At 45.9% G+C, this 18,308-nt stretch carries 16 protein-coding genes; 7 read left to right on the top strand and 9 right to left on the bottom strand.

All coding sequences use genetic code 11. From position 1 onward, the window contains the following. Positions 1 to 18: 18 nt before the first annotated feature. The 4 genes from ACO0KZ_RS01625 to ACO0KZ_RS01610 form a co-directional block, all read right to left on the bottom strand. Positions 19 to 900, bottom strand: a complete 882-nt coding sequence (locus tag ACO0KZ_RS01625) for an HDOD domain-containing protein (protein WP_422992077.1) — start codon at positions 898 to 900, stop codon at positions 19 to 21. A gap of 196 nt (positions 901 to 1,096) precedes the next feature. Then, on the bottom strand, positions 1,097 to 3,697 hold the full coding sequence (locus tag ACO0KZ_RS01620) for a cation-translocating P-type ATPase (protein ID WP_422992075.1): 2,601 nt from the start codon (positions 3,695 to 3,697) through the stop codon (positions 1,097 to 1,099). 234 nt (positions 3,698 to 3,931) lie between these two features. Next, positions 3,932 to 4,696: an exodeoxyribonuclease III gene (gene xth, locus ACO0KZ_RS01615; protein WP_422992073.1), complete on the bottom strand. Its 765-nt coding sequence runs from the start codon at positions 4,694 to 4,696 to the stop codon at positions 3,932 to 3,934. A 90-nt stretch (positions 4,697 to 4,786) separates the two neighbouring features. After that, on the bottom strand, positions 4,787 to 6,295 hold the full coding sequence (locus ACO0KZ_RS01610) for a leucyl aminopeptidase (protein WP_422992071.1): 1,509 nt from the start codon (positions 6,293 to 6,295) through the stop codon (positions 4,787 to 4,789). A gap of 187 nt (positions 6,296 to 6,482) precedes the next feature. On the opposite strand from ACO0KZ_RS01610, the gene lptF reads away from it, so the two are divergent. The 5 genes from lptF to ACO0KZ_RS01585 all read left to right on the top strand — a co-directional run bounded on the left by lptF (position 6,483) and on the right by ACO0KZ_RS01585 (position 10,733). After that, positions 6,483 to 7,640 (top strand): LPS export ABC transporter permease LptF, encoded by a 1,158-nt coding sequence (gene lptF / locus ACO0KZ_RS01605; RefSeq protein ID WP_422992069.1) that lies wholly within the window; start codon positions 6,483 to 6,485, stop codon positions 7,638 to 7,640. Further along, positions 7,640 to 8,770, top strand: a complete 1,131-nt coding sequence (gene lptG, locus ACO0KZ_RS01600) for an LPS export ABC transporter permease LptG (RefSeq protein ID WP_422992067.1) — start codon at positions 7,640 to 7,642, stop codon at positions 8,768 to 8,770. Before lptF ends, lptG begins: the two co-directional genes overlap by 1 nt. 26 nt (positions 8,771 to 8,796) lie before the next feature. Continuing rightward, positions 8,797 to 9,174 carry a sirohydrochlorin chelatase gene (locus ACO0KZ_RS01595; protein WP_422992065.1) on the top strand — a complete coding sequence of 126 codons (378 nt, stop codon included), beginning with the start codon at positions 8,797 to 8,799 and terminating at the stop codon, positions 9,172 to 9,174. Positions 9,175 to 9,516: 342 nt separating this feature from the next. Further along, a complete protein-coding gene (locus tag ACO0KZ_RS01590) occupies positions 9,517 to 10,128 on the top strand; it encodes an SOUL family heme-binding protein (protein ID WP_422992063.1) in 612 nt (203 codons plus the stop codon). 92 nt (positions 10,129 to 10,220) lie between these two features. Then, a complete protein-coding gene (locus ACO0KZ_RS01585; RefSeq protein ID WP_422992061.1) occupies positions 10,221 to 10,733 on the top strand; it encodes a TlpA family protein disulfide reductase in 513 nt (170 codons plus the stop codon). A gap of 99 nt (positions 10,734 to 10,832) precedes the next feature. Here ACO0KZ_RS01585 and ACO0KZ_RS01580 read toward each other — a convergent pair whose 3' ends face one another. The 3 genes from ACO0KZ_RS01580 to ACO0KZ_RS01570 form a co-directional block, all read right to left on the bottom strand. Next, the gene (locus ACO0KZ_RS01580) at positions 10,833 to 11,225 is read right to left on the bottom strand and encodes a RidA family protein (RefSeq protein WP_422992059.1); all 393 of its coding nucleotides are present in this window, start codon (positions 11,223 to 11,225) and stop codon (positions 10,833 to 10,835) included. A gap of 110 nt (positions 11,226 to 11,335) precedes the next feature. After that, complete coding sequence (locus ACO0KZ_RS01575) at positions 11,336 to 11,992, bottom strand: FMN-binding negative transcriptional regulator (protein WP_422992057.1); 657 nt, start codon at positions 11,990 to 11,992, stop codon at positions 11,336 to 11,338. A 57-nt stretch (positions 11,993 to 12,049) separates the two neighbouring features. Then, positions 12,050 to 12,481 carry a GNAT family N-acetyltransferase gene (locus tag ACO0KZ_RS01570; RefSeq protein WP_422992055.1) on the bottom strand — a complete coding sequence of 144 codons (432 nt, stop codon included), beginning with the start codon at positions 12,479 to 12,481 and terminating at the stop codon, positions 12,050 to 12,052. 85 nt (positions 12,482 to 12,566) lie between these two features. Here ACO0KZ_RS01570 and ACO0KZ_RS01565 point away from each other — a divergent pair, with 85 nt between their 5' ends. Further along, the gene (locus ACO0KZ_RS01565) at positions 12,567 to 14,081 is read left to right on the top strand and encodes a PLP-dependent aminotransferase family protein (RefSeq protein WP_422992053.1); all 1,515 of its coding nucleotides are present in this window, start codon (positions 12,567 to 12,569) and stop codon (positions 14,079 to 14,081) included. 133 nt (positions 14,082 to 14,214) lie between these two features. Here ACO0KZ_RS01565 and ACO0KZ_RS01560 read toward each other — a convergent pair whose 3' ends face one another. After that, positions 14,215 to 15,324 carry an SEL1-like repeat protein gene (locus ACO0KZ_RS01560; RefSeq protein WP_422992051.1) on the bottom strand — a complete coding sequence of 370 codons (1,110 nt, stop codon included), beginning with the start codon at positions 15,322 to 15,324 and terminating at the stop codon, positions 14,215 to 14,217. A gap of 492 nt (positions 15,325 to 15,816) precedes the next feature. Here ACO0KZ_RS01560 and ACO0KZ_RS01555 point away from each other — a divergent pair, with 492 nt between their 5' ends. Continuing rightward, the gene (locus ACO0KZ_RS01555; RefSeq protein WP_422992049.1) at positions 15,817 to 16,902 is read left to right on the top strand and encodes a DUF5694 domain-containing protein; all 1,086 of its coding nucleotides are present in this window, start codon (positions 15,817 to 15,819) and stop codon (positions 16,900 to 16,902) included. Positions 16,903 to 17,108: 206 nt separating this feature from the next. Here the strand turns inward: ACO0KZ_RS01555 and ACO0KZ_RS01550 are convergent, their stop codons facing one another. After that, positions 17,109 to 18,257: a nuclear transport factor 2 family protein gene (locus tag ACO0KZ_RS01550; protein ID WP_422992047.1), complete on the bottom strand. Its 1,149-nt coding sequence runs from the start codon at positions 18,255 to 18,257 to the stop codon at positions 17,109 to 17,111. Between the last annotated feature and the right edge of the window lie 51 nt (positions 18,258 to 18,308).

Here is an 18,308-nt window from a genome sequence, read left to right as displayed (position 1 = left end):
CTATATCGCGGGATCAGTTTAAATAATTAAAGCTGCGGATAAGGTTGTTACTTCATCCTCAGATTCCTCTAAGATACTTAGCAGACTGCCTTCGCCCACCACAAAATCGATTTCTGATTCGCAGCGATTGGCCTCGGTGTCAGTACGTGTGTCTAAGGGCGAGACTGTTTTTGCCAGATCATTTGCTAGGAGCAGAGTATCGCCTAAAGTTTCTGGTGGCATAGCGTGTAGTCCATACCACATGGCTTCGACTGCTTCATTCACTTCAGAAGGTAAGTTAAGATTCTTCAAAACCGCGCGGCCAATGATCGCTTCTTGTGACTCGACTTTCGTCACTGTGTCACGGAACTCATCAAAATTTTCATCATCATTCGCACCAGATAAGTCGTCTGGTTCTAATAAACAAGGAAATTCCTCGGCACGTGATAACAGGTAAAAACCACCCACTTCGTGCACGATCCCGGCAAACATAGCGGTATCTGGATTCAGTTTTGTTACACGACGCGAAATAACTTGAGAAAGAGCGGCTACCTGCGCCGAGTGTTCCCAGAGTTGATTCACTTTGGTGCGAATGATGGGGTTTTTACTGGCGCCAGCAATTTGGCGCATCACGATTGACGCAGTTAAGCCACGCAGCGTATTAAATCCAAGACGTGCAATGGCTGAACGGACATTAGTCACCTCTGAGCCTCTTGAGTAGGCCGCGCTGTTGGCAACCGCAACCACTTTCGCCGCCAGCATCGGTTCATTGAGTATGATTTTAGTTGCCGTATCGAGACTACAATCAGGGACGTCTATGGCCTCTTTTACTTTAAGCGAGGTTGCGACACTGGCAGAGAATATTAATTCTCCATGGCGCGCTTGTTCTACCAGTAGGGCTAGGGCTTCGGATTTATTCATGACACAGAGTCGCTCCGTATTGAGAAAATCACACTTATCTTTGTTTGATCAAACGCTATTTGATGTCTATTGCAAATCGTTTTAGTCTGATATTGATGGTGCTAAAAATGACATTGTTAGATTGTGTGCCTGAATGCTGCTTTCGTCAAATTACAATGTAGCAGATAAAATTGCTTTATAGAAATTTTATTTGTATTTATGAGTGCTTTCGAAGCAGTAGCCGTTGTGTTAATGCAATCAAGGATATTGCGCTGATTGTTGTTCCTACGCTCAAGAGTATATCTGTCAACTGAGGATCACCAAAATAGAATAAGTGACGTAAGCTTGGCATTGTAAATACAAGCAACAACATGACAGCTGTTGCCGCACAAACCCACCATAGCATAGGGTTGGGAGAACGCAAGGTATGCCATAGATTTCCGTTGAGTGAACGGTTTAGAAAGATGAAACCGAGGTCGCTTGTAACCACTGCCGCAAAAGTGATGGCACGGGTTTCGTCAGTCGCGATGTTGTTCTGAGTCGCGAGCCAATAGACGCCGAGTATTGTCAATAGGGCAGTGCAGCCCTGCCAAAATCCGCGCCACAATACCTCAGCTTGAAAGATACTAGAGTCAATGCTGCGAGGTGCTCGTTGCATGATGTTTTCTTCTTCCTCTTCGGCTTCGAAAACCAATGAGCAACTAGGATCAATGATTAACTCCAATATCAAAATATGCACGGGCATTAGGAGAACCGGCCATCCCAGCATTACCGGTAAAAACGATAAGCCCACAATGGGTATATGTGCAGCGATTACAAAACTTAAGGTTTTACGCAAGTTGTCGAAAATTCGTCGTCCTAAGCGCACTGCTGTGACAATCGATGAAAAGGTGTCGTCAAGTAAGACTAGTGCTGCAGATTCACGTGCAACGTCAGTTCCTCGCTTACCCATCGCAATTCCAATATGTGCCGCTTTCAGGGCAGGTGCGTCGTTGACCCCATCACCCGTCATGGCGACGATAGCGCCGGATTGCTTTAACAAACCGACGATACGCAGTTTCTGCTCGGGCATGACGCGGCAGTAAATTTGGATTTTTTCTAACTGTGTCTTTAAGGCCTCATCTGACATTGACAGCATTTCTTTGCCTGTCAGTACGCCCGCGGCACTGTCAATGCCGCATTGCTGCGCTATATTGATTGCGGTCGCAGGATAATCTCCGGTCATCATCATGACGCGTATGCCTGCGCTAAGACATTCTTTGATAGCAGTGGGGACACCTTCGCGCACAGGATCCGCAAAGGAGATTAAACCCAGAAGTTGAAAATCAAAGTCATGCTGCTTCGACGGTAAATTTGCTTGCTGCAGAGCTTCATTGTTTTGATTGAATTCCGCCTTGGCGACAGCCAGTACGCGCAAGCCACGTTCGGCCATGGCATTCACCTTTGTCATCAAATGTGCAGTTTGTTCGGGATTCAGGTGGCAAAGATCCGCTATCGCTTCGGGTGCGCCTTTACTGGCGATAATTTGATGTGAAATGTTCTTGTCGGTGCTTTGCCAAGCTCGCGATATTGCCATGAGTTCTTTTGATAGAGGGTATTCTTCCAAGAGTGACCAATTTTGATGTAAGTGCTCCGTGCCCTTTAAATAAATTTGTCCTGCTTGTTGCAGTGCATTATCCATCGGTTCATTACTCTGGCTTTGACTAGCCAGAATGGCAAACTCCAAAATGTCGTGCAGTTGGTCGGGTAAATCTCTTTCGGCATGACAAATAAAGTGTTGATCGCCTACTGAGAGTTCGGTGAGTACCATCTTGTTTTGCGTCAAGGTTCCTGTCTTATCAACACATAAAACATTGGCCGAACCTAAGGTTTCGATAGCGGGAATACGGCGAGTCAATACTTGTTTTTGACCTATGCGCCAGGCCCCAATCCCAAGAAAGATGGTTAAGACAATCGGCAGTTCTGCAGGAATCATCGACATCGCAAAGGTCAGCCCAACTAAGGCGCCGCCTATCCAATCGCTGCGGGTGTAGCCATACCAACTAGCCAGTAGTACCGCAAGGGCGAGACTGGTGAGCGCAAGGTATTTAACGACTTGGCGTGTTTCTTTTTGAACCCGGGTTGGTTCTTCTTCAATTGATGCTAGTGCTTGACCAATTTTTCCGATGGCGGTTTTACTACCGGTGCGGGTTACTACGGCAATGCCTTTACCTCGAACGACCAAACTGCCGGAAAAGAGCTGGCCGACACGACTTGCATCCGCACTACTATCCAATTGGGTATCGGTCATTTTTTCGGTACTGTTATCCTGTGGTTTGTTGTAAGGCGTTTTGTCGACAGAGACAGATTCTCCTGTCAATAATGATTCGTCTACGCTGAGGTTCAAACTGGTGATTAAATTGCCGTCCGCGGCAATCCTGTCGCCTTCACCAACGACCAGATAGTCGCCATTAACGACTTGATCGCTGGGAATACTAACTTGCACGCCATCTCTAATCACCAGAGCACGTGGGCTGGACAAGTCACGTAAAGCTTCTAAGGCTCTTTCCGTTTTATGCTCTTGATAAAAGCTGATAAGCAACATGCATGCAACAAAACCACATAGCAGTAGAGCCTCATGCCAGTCTCCCAGCACCAGATAAATACTGCCACAGGCAATCTGTAATAGGATCATGGGCTCTGAAGCAACACGCCAAGCAATCTGCCATAATTTTTGCGGCTGAGCTGCTGGTAGCTCGTTTGCGCCGTCTTGCTGTAGCTGAGCCAAGGCCTGCTGTGAAGTCAGTCCTTGGAGTTTATTGGGGACAGGTGTCGGCATGGTGGCGGGCTCTTAGGCTAGAAAAAATAGTGCTGCCTAAGTGTCACATGGAATCGACCTGAAAAATCTCATGCTAAACATGACATTCTTTGAATTTCAAAGAATTTTGTCTTAGATCAATAAAAAAGCCGACCGCTATTTTTAGTAGCGGTCGGCCTTCACATGTTCGTTCACGCACCTTAGTAAGTAATCGCTAGTCTAGTAAGGGTTCAAAATTGAACTAAATACCAATGATTAATCTAAAGTCGCAATCACAGGTGCGTGATCAGACGGTTGTTCCCATTTACGCGGTACTCTGTCGACGACACAGGAAGTGCAGCGCGCCGCTAATGGTTGGGATAAGAGTACGTGATCTATCCTGACACCTTTGTTGAGGCGGAAACCAAGTTGGCGATAATCCCACCAACTAAAAGTTTTCTCAGGTTGATCAAACTGACGGAAGCTATCGCTCAAGCCTAGACTGATAAGAGCCTGAAACGCCGCACGTTCTGGCGGTGAGACCAGATTCATGCCTTCCCATGCTGCAGGATCGTGGACATCGCGATCGTCAGGGGCGATGTTGTAATCACCGAGCAAAGCGAGTTGTGGATGTTGCGCCATTTCGCTCTTTACCCACTCATGCAAGGCCGCCAGCCAGCTGAGTTTGTAAGGATATTTCTCGGAGTCTAGCGCCTGACCATTTGGCACATAGGCGCAGATGATGCGCATGCCGGCAATGGTGGCGGCGATGATGCGTTGCTGCTCATCTTCAAATAGAGGATTATTTTTTTGCACATCTTCTATAGTGTGACGCGAAAGTATGGCGACACCATTGTAAGTTTTTTGACCCGTGAATGCGACTTGGTAACCGGCCGCTTCGATTTCCGCTTGGGGAAATTTATCATCGGTTAATTTGGTTTCTTGTATGCACAAGACATCCACAGGATTGGTTTCTAGCCATTGTAAAACTTGTGGCAGGCGAACCTTTAGGGAGTTAACATTCCAGGTGACTAGTTTCATATTTAATCTCAGACTATAGCGACACTTGTACTAACAATAAAAAACGCGCTCGATGCGTGCAAAGAGCGCGTTGAATGCTTACATCGCAGCTTAGCCAGCGCGGTTCATCAAGAAAGTCGTCAGCATAGGTACTGGACGACCCGTGGAGCCTTTGGCTGCGCCAGATTTCCAAGAAACGCCAGCGATATCTAAATGTGCCCAAGTGTATTTCTTGGTGAAGCGTTCGAGGAAGCAGGCCGCAGTAATTGAACCCGCCGCTGGGCCACCGATATTCGCGATATCAGCGAAATTTGATTTCAACTGTTCGTTATACAACTCACCAATCGGCAGACGCCAGGCAACATCATTCGCTTGTTTGCCTGCGGTGAGCAATTCTTCCGCCAATTTGTCGTGCGTATCATCATGGCGCGTGAACAGGCCAGTAGTGTGGTGACCGAGTGACGTAATGATCGCACCAGTTAAAGTAGCGACGTCAATCACGGCGGCTGGCTTGAAACGCTCTACATAGGTGAGCGCATCACATAAAATCAAGCGGCCTTCTGCGTCAGTATTTAAAACTTCTATCGTTTGACCCGACATCGACGTAATAATATCGCCAGGACGCGTGGCGCTACCTGAAGGCATGTTTTCGCAGGTTGGAATGACCGCGATCACATTGAGTTTTAATTTCATCTCACCGATGGCACGCATGGTTCCGAGCACAGAGCCTGCGCCACCCATGTCGTATTTCATTTCGTCCATGCCTGCGCCTGGTTTCAAGGAAATACCGCCTGAATCAAAAGTAATACCTTTGCCCACCAGTACGACAGGGGCGTCTTTGGCTTTGCCGCCCATGTGTTTTAAGACGATGAATTTAGGTGGTTCAATGGTGCCAGCAGAGACGGACAAAAAGCTGTTCATCTTCAATGCCTGGATTTGTTTGCGTTCCAAAACTTCTACGCCCATTTTGAAGTCGGCAGCGATCTTCTTGGCGGTATTGGCTAAATGTGTAGGTGTGCAGAAATTGGCTGGCATATTGCCTAGCTCTTTAGTTAATTCCATGCCGTTCACCAAAGCGATGCTTTGTGCCAATGCTAATTTGGCCGCGTTCGCTTCGTCAGTTGCAACAATGAGTGCCACTTTTTTGACATTGGCTGAAATCGTATCTTTTTTACTCTTGTGGGCATCAGTACGAAACACGGCTTCATTGAAGGCGATCACAGCTTGACGAATCGTCCAAGCCAAATCACGACCATCAACATTTGGTAATGCAATGCTGACATCGGCAGCGCCGAGGTTATTTAAACTGCGAGCAGCGCCTTGTACCGCAGCGTTGTAAGCTTTTTCACTGACTTTTGCTGGATCGTCGCCCAAACCTACTAATAACACGCGCTCGGCGGCAACATCTACCAGATTGCGCAATAGCAGAGAAGAACCAATCTTTCCCGTAATATCGCCAGATTTTAAGGCTGCATCGATGGCAGTTTTCTTATTTAACTGTGTTGCTTGTGCCGATAATTTCTTGTTTTCGAATACGCCGACTACCAGGCAGCCCGTTTTGACAGTGCTCAGGTTATCTGTCGCGCTTTTTGCTGCCAGTGTTTTTATGCTAAAGTCCACGTTTTGCTCCTTGTTGATGATCAAAATTTTGATCTTTTATCAGCGATTAAATTCTCAAATGTCGCGAAGAATTAACTAAAACGATTATTATAACCGCCTTATAGCGTAGGAATCGATTTCCTGGCGTTTGCAAGTTGCTCACTTATTACTCCATCAACGACTCAATTAATTAAAGCTATTTATTTCTATGATTTTTGAACGTGCGCTCAGACGAGAATTGCTCAGTACTGCTGGCGCTGTATTCACGACACTATTTACGATTACTGTGACCTTTATGCTGATCCGGATTTTGGGTGAAGCTGCGGGCGGTAAAGTGGCATCCACGGATGTCTTGATTTTGATCGGCTTCAATTCTTTGGATTATTTTCCGATTTTATTGATTTTAACTGGATTCATTTCGGTGCTGTTGGTCGTAACGCGCGCTTATCAAGATTCGGAGATGGTGGTGTGGTTTGCCTCAGGCCTGAGTTTGACGAAATGGATTAAACCCGTATTAAGCGTTGGTATTCCTCTGGTTTTGATCGTGGCAACTTTAAGCTTGGTGGTGTCGCCTTGGGCGAATGAGCAAAAAATGGAAGTGCGCAATCGCTACGAAAAACGAGAAGACATTGCGAAAGTCTCACCTGGTAAATTCCAAGAATCACGCAGCGGAGGCCGAGTTTCGTTCGTAGAAGAAGTATCTGGCGACCTGAGTAAAGTACAAAACATTTTCACTAGCATGATGAATGATGGGCGTTCCAGCGTGATCGTGGCGAAAGAAGGCAAGATAGAAATTGATGCGCACGGTGATCGTTTTCTGGTGATGAGCCAGGGACGACGTTACGATGGATTGCCGACTGAAGGTGATTTTCAGATGATGCAATTTGAAAAATATGCCGTGTTGGTTTCAGTACAAAATACCTTGGATAGTAATAATAGATCGGCCAAGGCATTACCATTGCAAACCTTACTCGATGATCCAAATCCCAGTCGCGATGGCGAATTGTTATGGCGTGTTTCATTACCATTTATGGGTTTGCTATTGATGCTGCTGGCGATCCCGTTGGGTTTTGTGAATCCTCGTGTAGGACGTTCGGCTAACATGATCGTGGCCTTAGTTTTTGTGGCGATTAATTTGAATATTTTAAACATGCTGCAACTGGCGGTCGTCGAAGGGCGTCTGAGTTTTTGGCGAGCATCTTGGCCTATGCATGCGATGGTGGTTTTGCTCATCGCGATATTTTTCTTGTGGCGCCTGAAACTGAATAGTCCTTTGCATCCAAGCGGAATCTGGAATCGCGTCAAAGGCTGTATACAAATCAAAAAAGAGCAGAAATGTACTGAAGATCAAACGGTGAATTCATAATGAAAGTTCTACAGCGCTATTTTGGCACGGAGATTATCCGTGCCGTGCTCTTTGTCTTACTAGCCTTGTTGGTGTTGACTTCGTTTTTTGATTTGATGAATGAGGCTTCGTCAGTCAATAAAGGCGGTTATCAGATCAAACATGCCTTACTTTATGTGCTCTTGAATATTCCAGGGAACGCCTACGATTTTTTACCCATCGCAGCATTAATCGGAACCATCTACGTGCTGGCACAATTCGCTAGTAATTCAGAATTCACTATCATGCGTGCTGCCAGTATGTCTTCCTGGACAGCCGCAAAAATGCTGGCGAAGATCGCAGTGATCTTAATTACATTTACGTTTTTACTCGGCGAAGTGATCGCACCGATGTCGGCAAAGACAGCAAAAAAAATAAAGCTGACGGCAAGCAACGGCCCCGTCACACAAGGTTTTCGTAGCGGCTTGTGGACTAAGGATTTGATCCGTGATTCTCATGATAAAAGCCTGGTCATCGGCACCCGATTTTTGAATGTGCGTGAAGTATCTCCGACTCGTGCTCTGTTGGGTGTGAAAGTGTATGAGTTCGATACCAACTTTCAATTGCTGCGCGAAATTAATGCCAGTAAAGCGGAATATGTCCGCTCTCAGGTATGGCGTTTGAGTGATGTAGTGGAAACTGATTTTCCTAAAAATCTGGCGCAAGATACCAAAATTGCGTCGAACACGCACAAGCTTGCGACTAAAGAGTTAGAGTCAGAAATTACACCCGATATTTTGGCTGTGCTGTTCATTGACCCTGATCGCATGTCGGCCTATGAGTTGGCGTCCTACACCCGACATTTATCGGAAAATAAACAGTCCACAGAGCGCTATGAAATTGCGTTTTGGAAGAAGCTTACGTATCCGATTTCCATCTTAGTGATGATGGCCTTAGCATTGCCGTTCGCCTATTTACATGCCCGTGATGGCGGTATCAGCCTGCGTATATTTAGCGGCATTATGTTAGGAATGGTGTTTTATCTGGTGAACAGTTTATTCTCACACTTAGGCATGATTAATACCTGGCCTGCGCTCATCACTGCCTTGTTCCCCAGCTTGTTATTTTCGGGCATGGCGTTTGCGGGTTTGCGTTACGTTGAACGTAATTAAATATTTAAAAATGAAAGCATGTTTCGATGTCTAAAAGAGCTCTGATCTTATTCGCCCACGGCGCGCGTGCCGCAAGCTGGGCTGCACCATTTGAACGCCTGCAAAAACTGACGCAAGAAAGCCTGCCTGAAATTCAAGTTGAATTAGCTTTTCTGGAATTGATGCAACCTCCGCTACCTGAATTGGTGGCCGATTTAGTAAAAAAAGGTTGTGAGGCGATTACCATCACGCCGATTTTTCTTGGACAAGGTGCACACCTGTTACGTGATTTACCTTTGATGGTGGATGATTTGCGCTTGAATTATCCTCAATTAAGTATCAAGCAAGTAGGCGCCGCTGGTGAGGATGCTGAGGTTCTAAATTCGATCCGCGATTATTGCGTTCGCTCATCGTTTGCCGACTAATAAGTCTGAAAAAGACCTTCTTTATAGGTACTTCTTTAGTCCTTTTAATTTTTGGAGCATTAATTTTGCAATGAGCATGTATTCATGATAGTTTGACATTGCTCGATTAGTGCCTTGAAAGATGAAGAATTTTTTTGTGACCAGAAACTACGGTATAGATATTTTCATTGTTCACTTAAATCTTCTATTGCAAGGCGATCTGTTTTCAGCGGCTCTCGATGACTTTAGGCTTTGGGCGAACCAGAGACAGTTCTCACCAGCTTGTGTTCGCTTAGGGACAGAGAACATACCTTTGAGATGTCATAGTTAAACCCAATTTAAGATATTCTGAGGAAAATAGTAATGAAAAAGATACTGGCAGGATTTATCGCATTTTGGGGAGTCGTAATGAATGTGGCTGCAATTGAAGAACCGTCTTATGAAGTGTTGAAACGCTATCCTCAGTTTGAAATACGAAAGTACCAAGCCTACTTGGTCGCAGAAGTTATCGTGCCTGGTCCAGCTGATAAAGCAGGAAATCGCGCCTTTGAATACTTGGGTGGCTACATTTTTGGCAAAAATAAGGGCAGTAAAAAGATAGAGATGACTGCACCTGTGTCACAAACTCCGGCACCTATCAAAATTGAAATGACAGCGCCGGTTTCTCAAGCAGCTGTTGAAGGTGGCTATCTCGTGCAATTCGCGATGCCGAAAATGTTTACTTTGGCAACTTTACCCGAACCTAATAATCCCAAAGTGAAATTACGCGAAGTGCCAGCTCAAACCTATGCTGTGATCACTTATTCGGGCAGTTGGTCACAATCGCTTTATGAAGAAAAACTCGCTTTGTTAAAGAAATTGACTAGTGAAGCTGCGCTTAAAACCGATGGCGAACCGATCTTTTCACGCTATAACGCACCATTTTCTTTGCCTTTCTTGCGTAGAAATGAAATTTGGATACAGATAGTGATGTAAGAATGCATCGCCCTATCAAAAGCAGCTTATACTTCTCAAGCAAACCCATAGTTGCTTACTACCCTTGACGTACCAATTTACAAAGGAGTGTGATGATGAAACGAAGAGCTTTTTTGAAGTCGGCTGCCATTTCTAGCCTTTTTTTATCGACTCAAGTGTTTGCTGCGAAAGATGAGAAAACACCGACGTTTAATTTACTCGGTACGGATGTTAGTGGTAAAAAAGTTCAATTGAAAGACTATGCGGGCAAGACAGTATTAGTCAGTTTCTTTACTTTTGATTGTCCAGTTTGTACCAATGATTTGAAACTCATGCGCGAATTTTATGTGGGCAATAGCAATAAAAATTTCATCTTGTTGGGCGTAAATATAGATAAAAACAAAAAAGAGTTGGATGAATATAACGAGGTCACCACACTTGCCTATCCTAAAGCGCAAAGATTCCCCAGCGTCTGGCGTAATGACCCAGCGCACAAAGATAATTTTGGTGTAATCGCCACGACACCAACTCATTTTGTGCTGAATAAACAGCATCAGTTAGTGTTTAAGCGAGAAGGTGCTTTTCGCGGCGAAGATTGGGATAACTTGTGGCTGTCTCTGTCTTGATGTTTCTATGTAGTGCGCAAGGTGTTTGAAATTTATTCGGCTATTGAAAAATAAACCGACCATGTTTTAATCTTTTTTTGCGCACGCTATTTCGCCGGATCATACAATCCGCTCTTTGATGGCAACGCCCATCACTTTCACTCGCCCCCCGTAGGGTAAGGCAGCTGCTTGATAGATGGTTCTTGCTGGCCTTTGACCTTCAGGAAAAAGTTCAGCATACAAATCATTGACCTCACCAAGCTCGTTCAAATCAATGAACGCAATATCGACAAAAGTTAAATCATTGATAGAGAAATTAGCAGCCTTGATGGCCGCAAAGAGATTGGCAAAAGCACGAGCGGCCTCTTCTCTCGCTGTGCCTGCAATGTACTGACCATCTTCGCCTATGGATAGCTGGCCACTCAGGTAACAGATGTTGTCAACCACAACCGCATGGCTGATCGGTGTCGACCATTTAGGAAGTCCATCACCAGAAGTAATGAATTGACGCATATGTGATCCTTTTTGATTGTTACCTAGAACTGATTGCAGGGTGTTAGCTTGTGATTTTTCGGTAGTCCTTTCCTCAGGACAGGTGAGAATTTTTAGCTTTCGTTTTCTCGTTAAACTATCGCTTGATTTTCTTGTCGTGTTTCGACCAAAACAGCCATGTCATGCGCATGCTGATTCTGGCTCAATCTCAAACCTGCTGCAATATTGACGCGATCTTGCTCTGATTTGTTTTGACTGACTTTCCATTTGCCCTGCAGCTTAGCCAGCGGAATTTCTATGCCGACGATAGCACTTAGCATTTTTTGAATATAGACATCTGGAGCATCGCTGATTTTCCATGGCCTTGTTTGAGTCGTTTCTTGTTGATCACTTAGTCTTTCGAGATGCGCCTGTAACCATTTCGTATCATCAATTACACGTAATTTGCCGTAGCCATGCACCACTGCGTAGTTGTAGGTGGGAACCACTTTACCACTAAGTTTTTTTTCTTCATACCAGGTCGGCGTGATGTACGCTTGCGGCCCTTGAAATATCGCTAAAACCTCTTGTTGGTGATCGGGATTTTTCCACACAGAATTTGCGCGAGCCACATGGGCTCTGAGCGTCCCGAAAGGCGCCTCTTGAGTTGGTGCCAAAATTTCAAATGGGATGTGATTGGCATTGATGCCATCCTGGTCCACAGTGACTAAAGCACCCAAAGGGTAGCTCTGTATCAGTTGAAACATGGCTTCAAGACTGGTTTCATCAAAATGTTTGGGAGCGTACATACTTTATTCCTTGGCGTTAAGTTGAATGCAAAACTAGTTATTGCTTATTGTGTGTGCTTATTGCGTGCGCTTGATCGTCCATCCATTTGGTATCGCTTCGAAACCCACTTTCGGGTAATACCCCATAGCTGTTGGTGCTGCAAGCAATAGCAAGGTGGTACTCGGGCCTATTTTTTCTTGGGTTAATGTGATTAATTGTTTGCCGATGCCGTGATGCTGATAATTTTTATCAACAGCAAGGTCCGACAAGTAACAACAAAAACAAAAGTCAGTTAAGGAGCGTGCCACGCCAACTAATTTGTCCGCATCCCAAGCGGTGATCAAGAGATTGCCATGTGCCAGCATTTGCGCCATTCTCGGCAAGTCATCTGTGGGGCGATTCAAGTCAGCACGTTCAAAGATGTCAGCGAGCTGGGTAGGGGTAAGTTCACGATCAAAATGGTATTGGATATCTTGCATAGGATGCTTTCGTGGTGTGGAGGTCGTCATTCTAGTTTTTTGATTGGCTGTTTAACATAACCAATAAAAGGTAATATGGAGCTACCAATCTATATTGCGGAGTGAGAGCATATCTATGTCTTTGTTCCTAGAGTCTTTGCAGCTTGATACGGCGTCCGGCACGCCCCTGTTTCGACAACTGTATGCGGCGGTGAAACACGCGATATTGACAGGCGTGCTACCTGCAGGAATGCAGTTGCCGCCTAGTCGGGAGTTTTGCCATCGCTTGTCTATTTCAAGACAAACGGTGCTAAATGCCTATGAGTTATTGCTGGCCGAAGGCTATTTGTCGGGAACAGTAGGGAGGGGGACGTTTGTCAGTGTCGATTTGCCTGATGCATCTGATGCGCCAGATAGGATAGCAATAACAGGCAAGCGCGGCGTCGCACTAACGAACAATACGAGGCAAGGTACGCCTGCGCTTTCAAAACGGGGCCGGCAATTTGTCGATCGCGCCAGTCTGGCACCCGTGCATCAAGAAAAAACACGGGCATTCAGAGTGAGCATGCCGGGTTTGGATGTATTTCCATTTGATGTTTGGGCACGCTTAGAGGCGCGTCGTTGGCGGCATCATGAAGATAGGTTGGGGTATGGTGATCCGGCCGGATATGGTCGCTTGCGTGAACTACTAGCGGTATATCTAAAAAACGCTAGAGGCGTGAATTGCAATCCTGAGCAAATCATTATTACCTCCGGTTCTCAACAAGCATTGTATTTGTTATCGACGGTGCTGCTCGATCCTGAGGATGCTGCGTGGGTAGAGTCTCCCGGTTATCGCGGTGCCATTGCGACCCTGCAGGCGGCACAAGCAAATGTGTGTCATGTGCCAGTCGATCACGATGGACTGAATGTTGACTATGGTGCGCTCCATTATCCTGATGCCAGATTAGTTTATGTCACGCCGTCGCATCAACTTCCATTAGGAATGACGATGAGCCTGCAACGACGTCTGGCTTTACTGGCGTGGGCCAAGCAAGGTTCCGCCTGGGTGATAGAAGATGATTATGATAGTGAGTATCGGTATAGCGGTGCACCGATAGCATCTCTACAAAGTCTCGATAAAAATGACTGTGTAATTTATGTGGGCACCATGTCGAAGGTCTTGTTCCCAGGTTTGCGACTTGGTTACATGGTACTGCCACCTGCACTGGTCGCCCCTGTTACCCATGCCAAGGCGATCATTGATCGACATACCGCGATTGTGCCGCAAATGGTGTTGGCTGATTTTATCGCAGAAGGCTACTTTGGCCGGCATATCAAACGTACGCGGAAACTCTACAGTCAACGCCAGGCCGCATTATTAGACTCAATTCAGACGCAGCTTTCTGATGATCTAAGTTGCGGCGCTAGCGATGGTGGTCTAGATCTTGCCGTACATTTTAAAATGCAGCACTCAGAGCAGGCGGTGGTTAATGCGGGTCTCGCCGCAGGTTTGGAGTTGCGACCACTTTCATATTTTTTGTCACCTGATGCAAAAGAGGTCAGTTCGGCATTTTCACGCGGATTACTATTGGGGTTTTCGTCGCTCACGGAACAAGAGATTTATAAAAGTTGTTTGGTACTGCGCGATGTGTTGCGATCTCAGCGCTAATCCTTTGCTGATGTGGAGATTTGAGAAATCTTCCTTTTAGATCTATTGGGTTTTTAAGGAAGAAAGCGCAATGCCAGCCACGTGGCTGGCATTGCTCCAAACGATTGAATCGTAAGTTCTACGTCGTAGTCAATTATTTTTGCCATTTCTTTAGCATCGATTGCGCCTCAGCACGTTGCTTAGGGTTGATCAGCTTTTCGGCTGCCGCAAGATTTTCTATCGCTACAGCATTGCCCTGAGATGCTGCTAATGAGAACCAGAAATACGCTTTCACCATATCGGCTTTCACACCAGTACCCATGCCATACATCATGCCCAGATTGACCTGCGAGTCAGCAAATCCTTTTGCCGCCGCTTTGCTAAACAGATCAAATGCCTGTTCAGTATTTTTTTGTATGCCGCGACCTTCGAGATAAATCACACCCAGGTTATGTAATGCTTCGACATGGCCTTGCTGTGCTGCGCGGCGATACCAAACTACGGCCTGCAATACATTCTTTGTGACGCCACGACCTTCATCATAGAATCGCGCCAGGTTATATTGACCATCTGCTAGGCCTTGATCGGCGGCTTTGCCAAACCATTTGAATGCCTGCGCATCGTCTTTCGCCAAACCCGTTCCCGCACTAAAGAATGAACCCACATTATTTTGTGCTTTAGCTTCACCTTGTAAAGCTGCTTTGGCAGCCCATATCGCGGCTTGGTCAAAATCCTTGGGTACGCCTTTGCCGTTGATGTAAAAGGTGCTCAAGTTATGCTGTGCCGCCGCTAAGCCTTGTTCTGCCGCTTTACGTGTCCAGGCTAGCGCTTTCGGAATGTCTATAGGTGTGCCGATACCATTTTCATACATCTGCCCTGCATTCGATTGCGCAGCGGCCAAGCCTTGTTCCGCATCTTTGAGGAAATAACTTAGTGCCATCGCTTGATCAACCGGCACACCAAAACCGTTCGCGTAATGCAGACCAATATTGTAGTTTGCTGAGTTCATGCCGCGTTCTGCCGCTTGTGTAAACCAATAAAGACTTTGTTGGAAATTTTGGGGTGTGCCAAGTCCATTGAAGTAAATCAGCGCCAGCCTATGTTGTGCTGAAGTGTCCCCAGCTTCTGCAAGGGTTTTGTATATCTTGGAAGCGGTTGCGTAATCTTTTTTATCGAAGGCGCTGTGCGCGTCTGCTAAGGTTTGCGCTTGCAGCTGCGACGTGAATGCGAGGCAAAGGACAATGCCTGTTATAAATCTATGCATGTTGATACTCTCAAAAAATAGAACGACAAAGTGTTGCTTTGAAAAAATGAATAACACAAAATGAGTGGGCTCATATTGTCAATTCAACCCGGACTTTTCCTAGTAAAAACCAAAAGAGCGAACTTTACCGAGAACCCTGGAAAGCCAATACAAGAATGCGATGAATCACGGAGTTCTTGGCGCCAGTTGACAAAAATGAGCGGGATTCGCCGCCATCTTTCATTTTTAAATGGAACTGAGACTGCCGCATCGATTTCACTTTTCTTGACCGATTATTCGTTTGCAGGCCAACTTTTCAATTTCCCATATTTCACCACCAAACTGCAGTTCGCACCTTCATTTCTGCAGATTGTCTTCTTGTAGAAATATTTCTTTTTTGCATTGACTATACTCTGAGCCTTCATGCGCATTCTTTTTTATAGCGACGATGTGAGCAAAGTCGGTTGAAAAAAATAGGCATGGTTCGTGTGAATTTTATGAGAGGAATGGAATATGCTATATCAATCGATCGCAGTTATTGCCACACTTATCTCCGGCACAGCAATAGGTGCATCGGACTATCAACCAAAATTTGATCCGAGTCGTCTCAAGAGTACCCAAGCGAAAGTGCCCAATGAAGTCTTGGTGTTAGGTACGCCGCACCTTTCTGAATTACCCGCGAGTTTTACGCCTAAATCTTTGGATCTCTTGATGACCCGCCTTGAGGCATGGAAGCCACAAGTCATTACCGTTGAAGCCTTGTCCGGGGCACAGTGCGACATGCTGCGTCGCTACAGTGTTCGTTATGCTGAGTCGATTAAATACTATTGCTGGGATACTGCGCCGGCTCGCGCTGCTACGGGGCTTGATGTGCCTGCCGCAACGGCGGAAGTTGATCGCTTGTTGGCTGCTTGGCCAGCAAGTCCAACACCAGCGGAGCGGCGTCATTTGGCCGCAGTTTTTCTAGCGGCAGGTGAACAGGCTTCGGCATTAGTCCAATGGCTGCGACTGCCAGTCGCCGAACAGAAAGAGCAAGATGGGCTCGATAAAGTGTTGGTGAAACGCCTGCAAGATTTGACCGTTAAACGCAACGAAGATTTTCAAATTGCAGCACCACTTGCTGCACGCCTTGGGCTGGAACGTGTTTACCCTATCGATGATCATACCGCTGACTCCGCCTCTGGTAGTGAGGCTGATGACAAAGCTGCTGGCGAGATCATGCAAAATCTTTGGAATAATCCGGCATCCGCCAAACGTAAAACAGAGAGTGAGGCGCTATATAAAAAATTGGATAGCGGTGAAGGTATCCTCGCTATGTATCGCGCTTACAACCGGGCGGACCAGTCTATGTTAGTTTACCAAAGTGATTTTGGCGCTGCGATGAAAGATCGCTCTGCCAGGCAAGTGGGGCGTGTTTATGTCGGCTATTGGGAAACACGTAATCTGCGCATGGTCTCGAATATTCGGGACGTCCTGGGTGCAACACCCGGCAAGCGCACACTGACGATTGTCGGCGCCTCACACAAAGGCTATTTTGAAGCCTATTTGAACATGATGCATGATGTAAAACTGGTTAATACCGATACCTTGCTAAAGTAATTCTGTGAGACTGCAAGCCTAAAAGCTTGCAGTTCTTACAGGTTGATGGCTTTTTTACGACCATATTCCAAACATCAGGAATATGGTCAATCCTTTGAGATTCAGTGGGACATCTTTCTTGTGTGTCTGCGCAAGATTAAAGCAGTATGGTCTGAGTTCACCTCAATCAAGCTCGTTCTTTGTATGCTATGCATGAACTGACTCAATCACTTGCTGTTTACCTGTTCTTTTTGCAGCTGTTTAATGATCGCCTCTGCCACCAAGGCTGACGACTGGTAATTTTGTCCTGTTACAACACGGCCATCGACTTCAATGTAAGCCTCGTCTGGTTTTCCAAAGTGGAAAGTGCCGTTGCGACTTAATACCGTTTGTTTGATTAAGAAAGGAAATTGTTTAAAGTATTCAGCAGAAGGTTTTTCGAAATCTTCAGGGTAGCCGCTGATTCTTTTCCCATCAACCAAGTACTTACCATCTTTTGTCTTCAAATGGACGATGCCCGCTGTCCCGTGGCACACAGAAGAGATAATGCCCTTGTGTTGCTCATAGATTTCCATCACCAAGCGTGAAATCTCGACATTATCCGCCACGCCGTACATAGCATTGCCACCGCCAATATAGTGAACCGCCCGATAATCCTTTGCCATCAGTTGCGTCGCCTTCTTTGTGTTCTTTAACGCGAACATAAATTCACTATCGTACAAATGCGCTTTATGTAAGGCATTGGAGGTATCAATGTAGGAAAGCGGTACGGCACCGCCCTCAGGACTGACGAAATCAACGGTGTATCCAGCTTGTTTGAACGTATGATAAGCGTTCACGATTTCAGAAAAACTGGCTCCTGTGGGCAATTTGGATGTGCCGTGAAAATGTGCGTTGGAAACGATAAACAAAATGCGTGCACCATTTTGTTTTGATGCTTGTTTTACCGCAGCTTTGCTGATGATTTGCCAATGGCTATCAATATTTTTCAATAGAAAAACATCAATGAAGCGACGTTGTTGGCCGGGAATAATGATTTCTGCCTTGGCCGTAGCCAAATCACCGCCAACATCAATTTGAAGAATTTCACCAATTCGGCCATTGAATTTTCCTTGATTCTCAGATTTATACCAATTGAGGTAGTCGGCTACCGTGACTTTAGTGAACGCCTGGCCTTCTTTTTCTAAAAGTAAATCCGCAGCAGGGTTGAACGCTTTCGCAATTTGTTGCTTATTGTTATACGAAGTCCCTTCTATGTAATCTTTTAGTACTTGTTGGATGGCAGTGACACTTGCTTGATTATTGATAGCAAGCTCCGATGCCCAGCTGGGTTTTTGAATGAAAATGAGAATGACTAGTGCTAAGAAATATCGCATTGTTGCTCCTGTTTTGTGTGAGGGAAACGAGGGCGTGTTGATCACGCGCCA

The sequence above is a fragment of the Undibacterium sp. Di24W genome (genome assembly GCF_049340325.1).
In the GTDB taxonomy this organism is placed as follows: Bacteria; Pseudomonadota; Gammaproteobacteria; order Burkholderiales; family Burkholderiaceae_D; genus Undibacterium.
This window is presented reverse-complemented; position numbering and strand designations above follow the sequence as displayed.

Excerpts from the sequence above, each read along its gene's own strand:
- ACO0KZ_RS01625 (WP_422992077.1), bottom strand. The coding sequence starts at position 900 with ATGAATAAATCCGAAGCCCTAGCCCTACTGGTAGAACAAGCGCGCCAT.
- ACO0KZ_RS01620 (WP_422992075.1), bottom strand. The coding sequence starts at position 3,697 with ATGCCGACACCTGTCCCCAATAAACTCCAAGGACTGACTTCACAGCAG.
- xth (WP_422992073.1), bottom strand. The coding sequence starts at position 4,696 with ATGAAACTAGTCACCTGGAATGTTAACTCCCTAAAGGTTCGCCTGCCA.
- lptF (WP_422992069.1), top strand. The coding sequence starts at position 6,483 with ATGATTTTTGAACGTGCGCTCAGACGAGAATTGCTCAGTACTGCTGGC.
- lptG (WP_422992067.1), top strand. The coding sequence starts at position 7,640 with ATGAAAGTTCTACAGCGCTATTTTGGCACGGAGATTATCCGTGCCGTG.
- ACO0KZ_RS01595 (WP_422992065.1), top strand. The coding sequence starts at position 8,797 with ATGTCTAAAAGAGCTCTGATCTTATTCGCCCACGGCGCGCGTGCCGCA.
- ACO0KZ_RS01590 (WP_422992063.1), top strand. The coding sequence starts at position 9,517 with ATGAAAAAGATACTGGCAGGATTTATCGCATTTTGGGGAGTCGTAATG.
- ACO0KZ_RS01585 (WP_422992061.1), top strand. The coding sequence starts at position 10,221 with ATGATGAAACGAAGAGCTTTTTTGAAGTCGGCTGCCATTTCTAGCCTT.
- ACO0KZ_RS01580 (WP_422992059.1), bottom strand. The coding sequence starts at position 11,225 with ATGCGTCAATTCATTACTTCTGGTGATGGACTTCCTAAATGGTCGACA.
- ACO0KZ_RS01575 (WP_422992057.1), bottom strand. The coding sequence starts at position 11,992 with ATGTACGCTCCCAAACATTTTGATGAAACCAGTCTTGAAGCCATGTTT.
- ACO0KZ_RS01570 (WP_422992055.1), bottom strand. The coding sequence starts at position 12,481 with ATGACGACCTCCACACCACGAAAGCATCCTATGCAAGATATCCAATAC.
- ACO0KZ_RS01565 (WP_422992053.1), top strand. The coding sequence starts at position 12,567 with ATGTCTTTGTTCCTAGAGTCTTTGCAGCTTGATACGGCGTCCGGCACG.
- ACO0KZ_RS01560 (WP_422992051.1), bottom strand. The coding sequence starts at position 15,324 with ATGCATAGATTTATAACAGGCATTGTCCTTTGCCTCGCATTCACGTCG.
- ACO0KZ_RS01555 (WP_422992049.1), top strand. The coding sequence starts at position 15,817 with ATGCTATATCAATCGATCGCAGTTATTGCCACACTTATCTCCGGCACA.
- ACO0KZ_RS01550 (WP_422992047.1), bottom strand. The coding sequence starts at position 18,257 with ATGCGATATTTCTTAGCACTAGTCATTCTCATTTTCATTCAAAAACCC.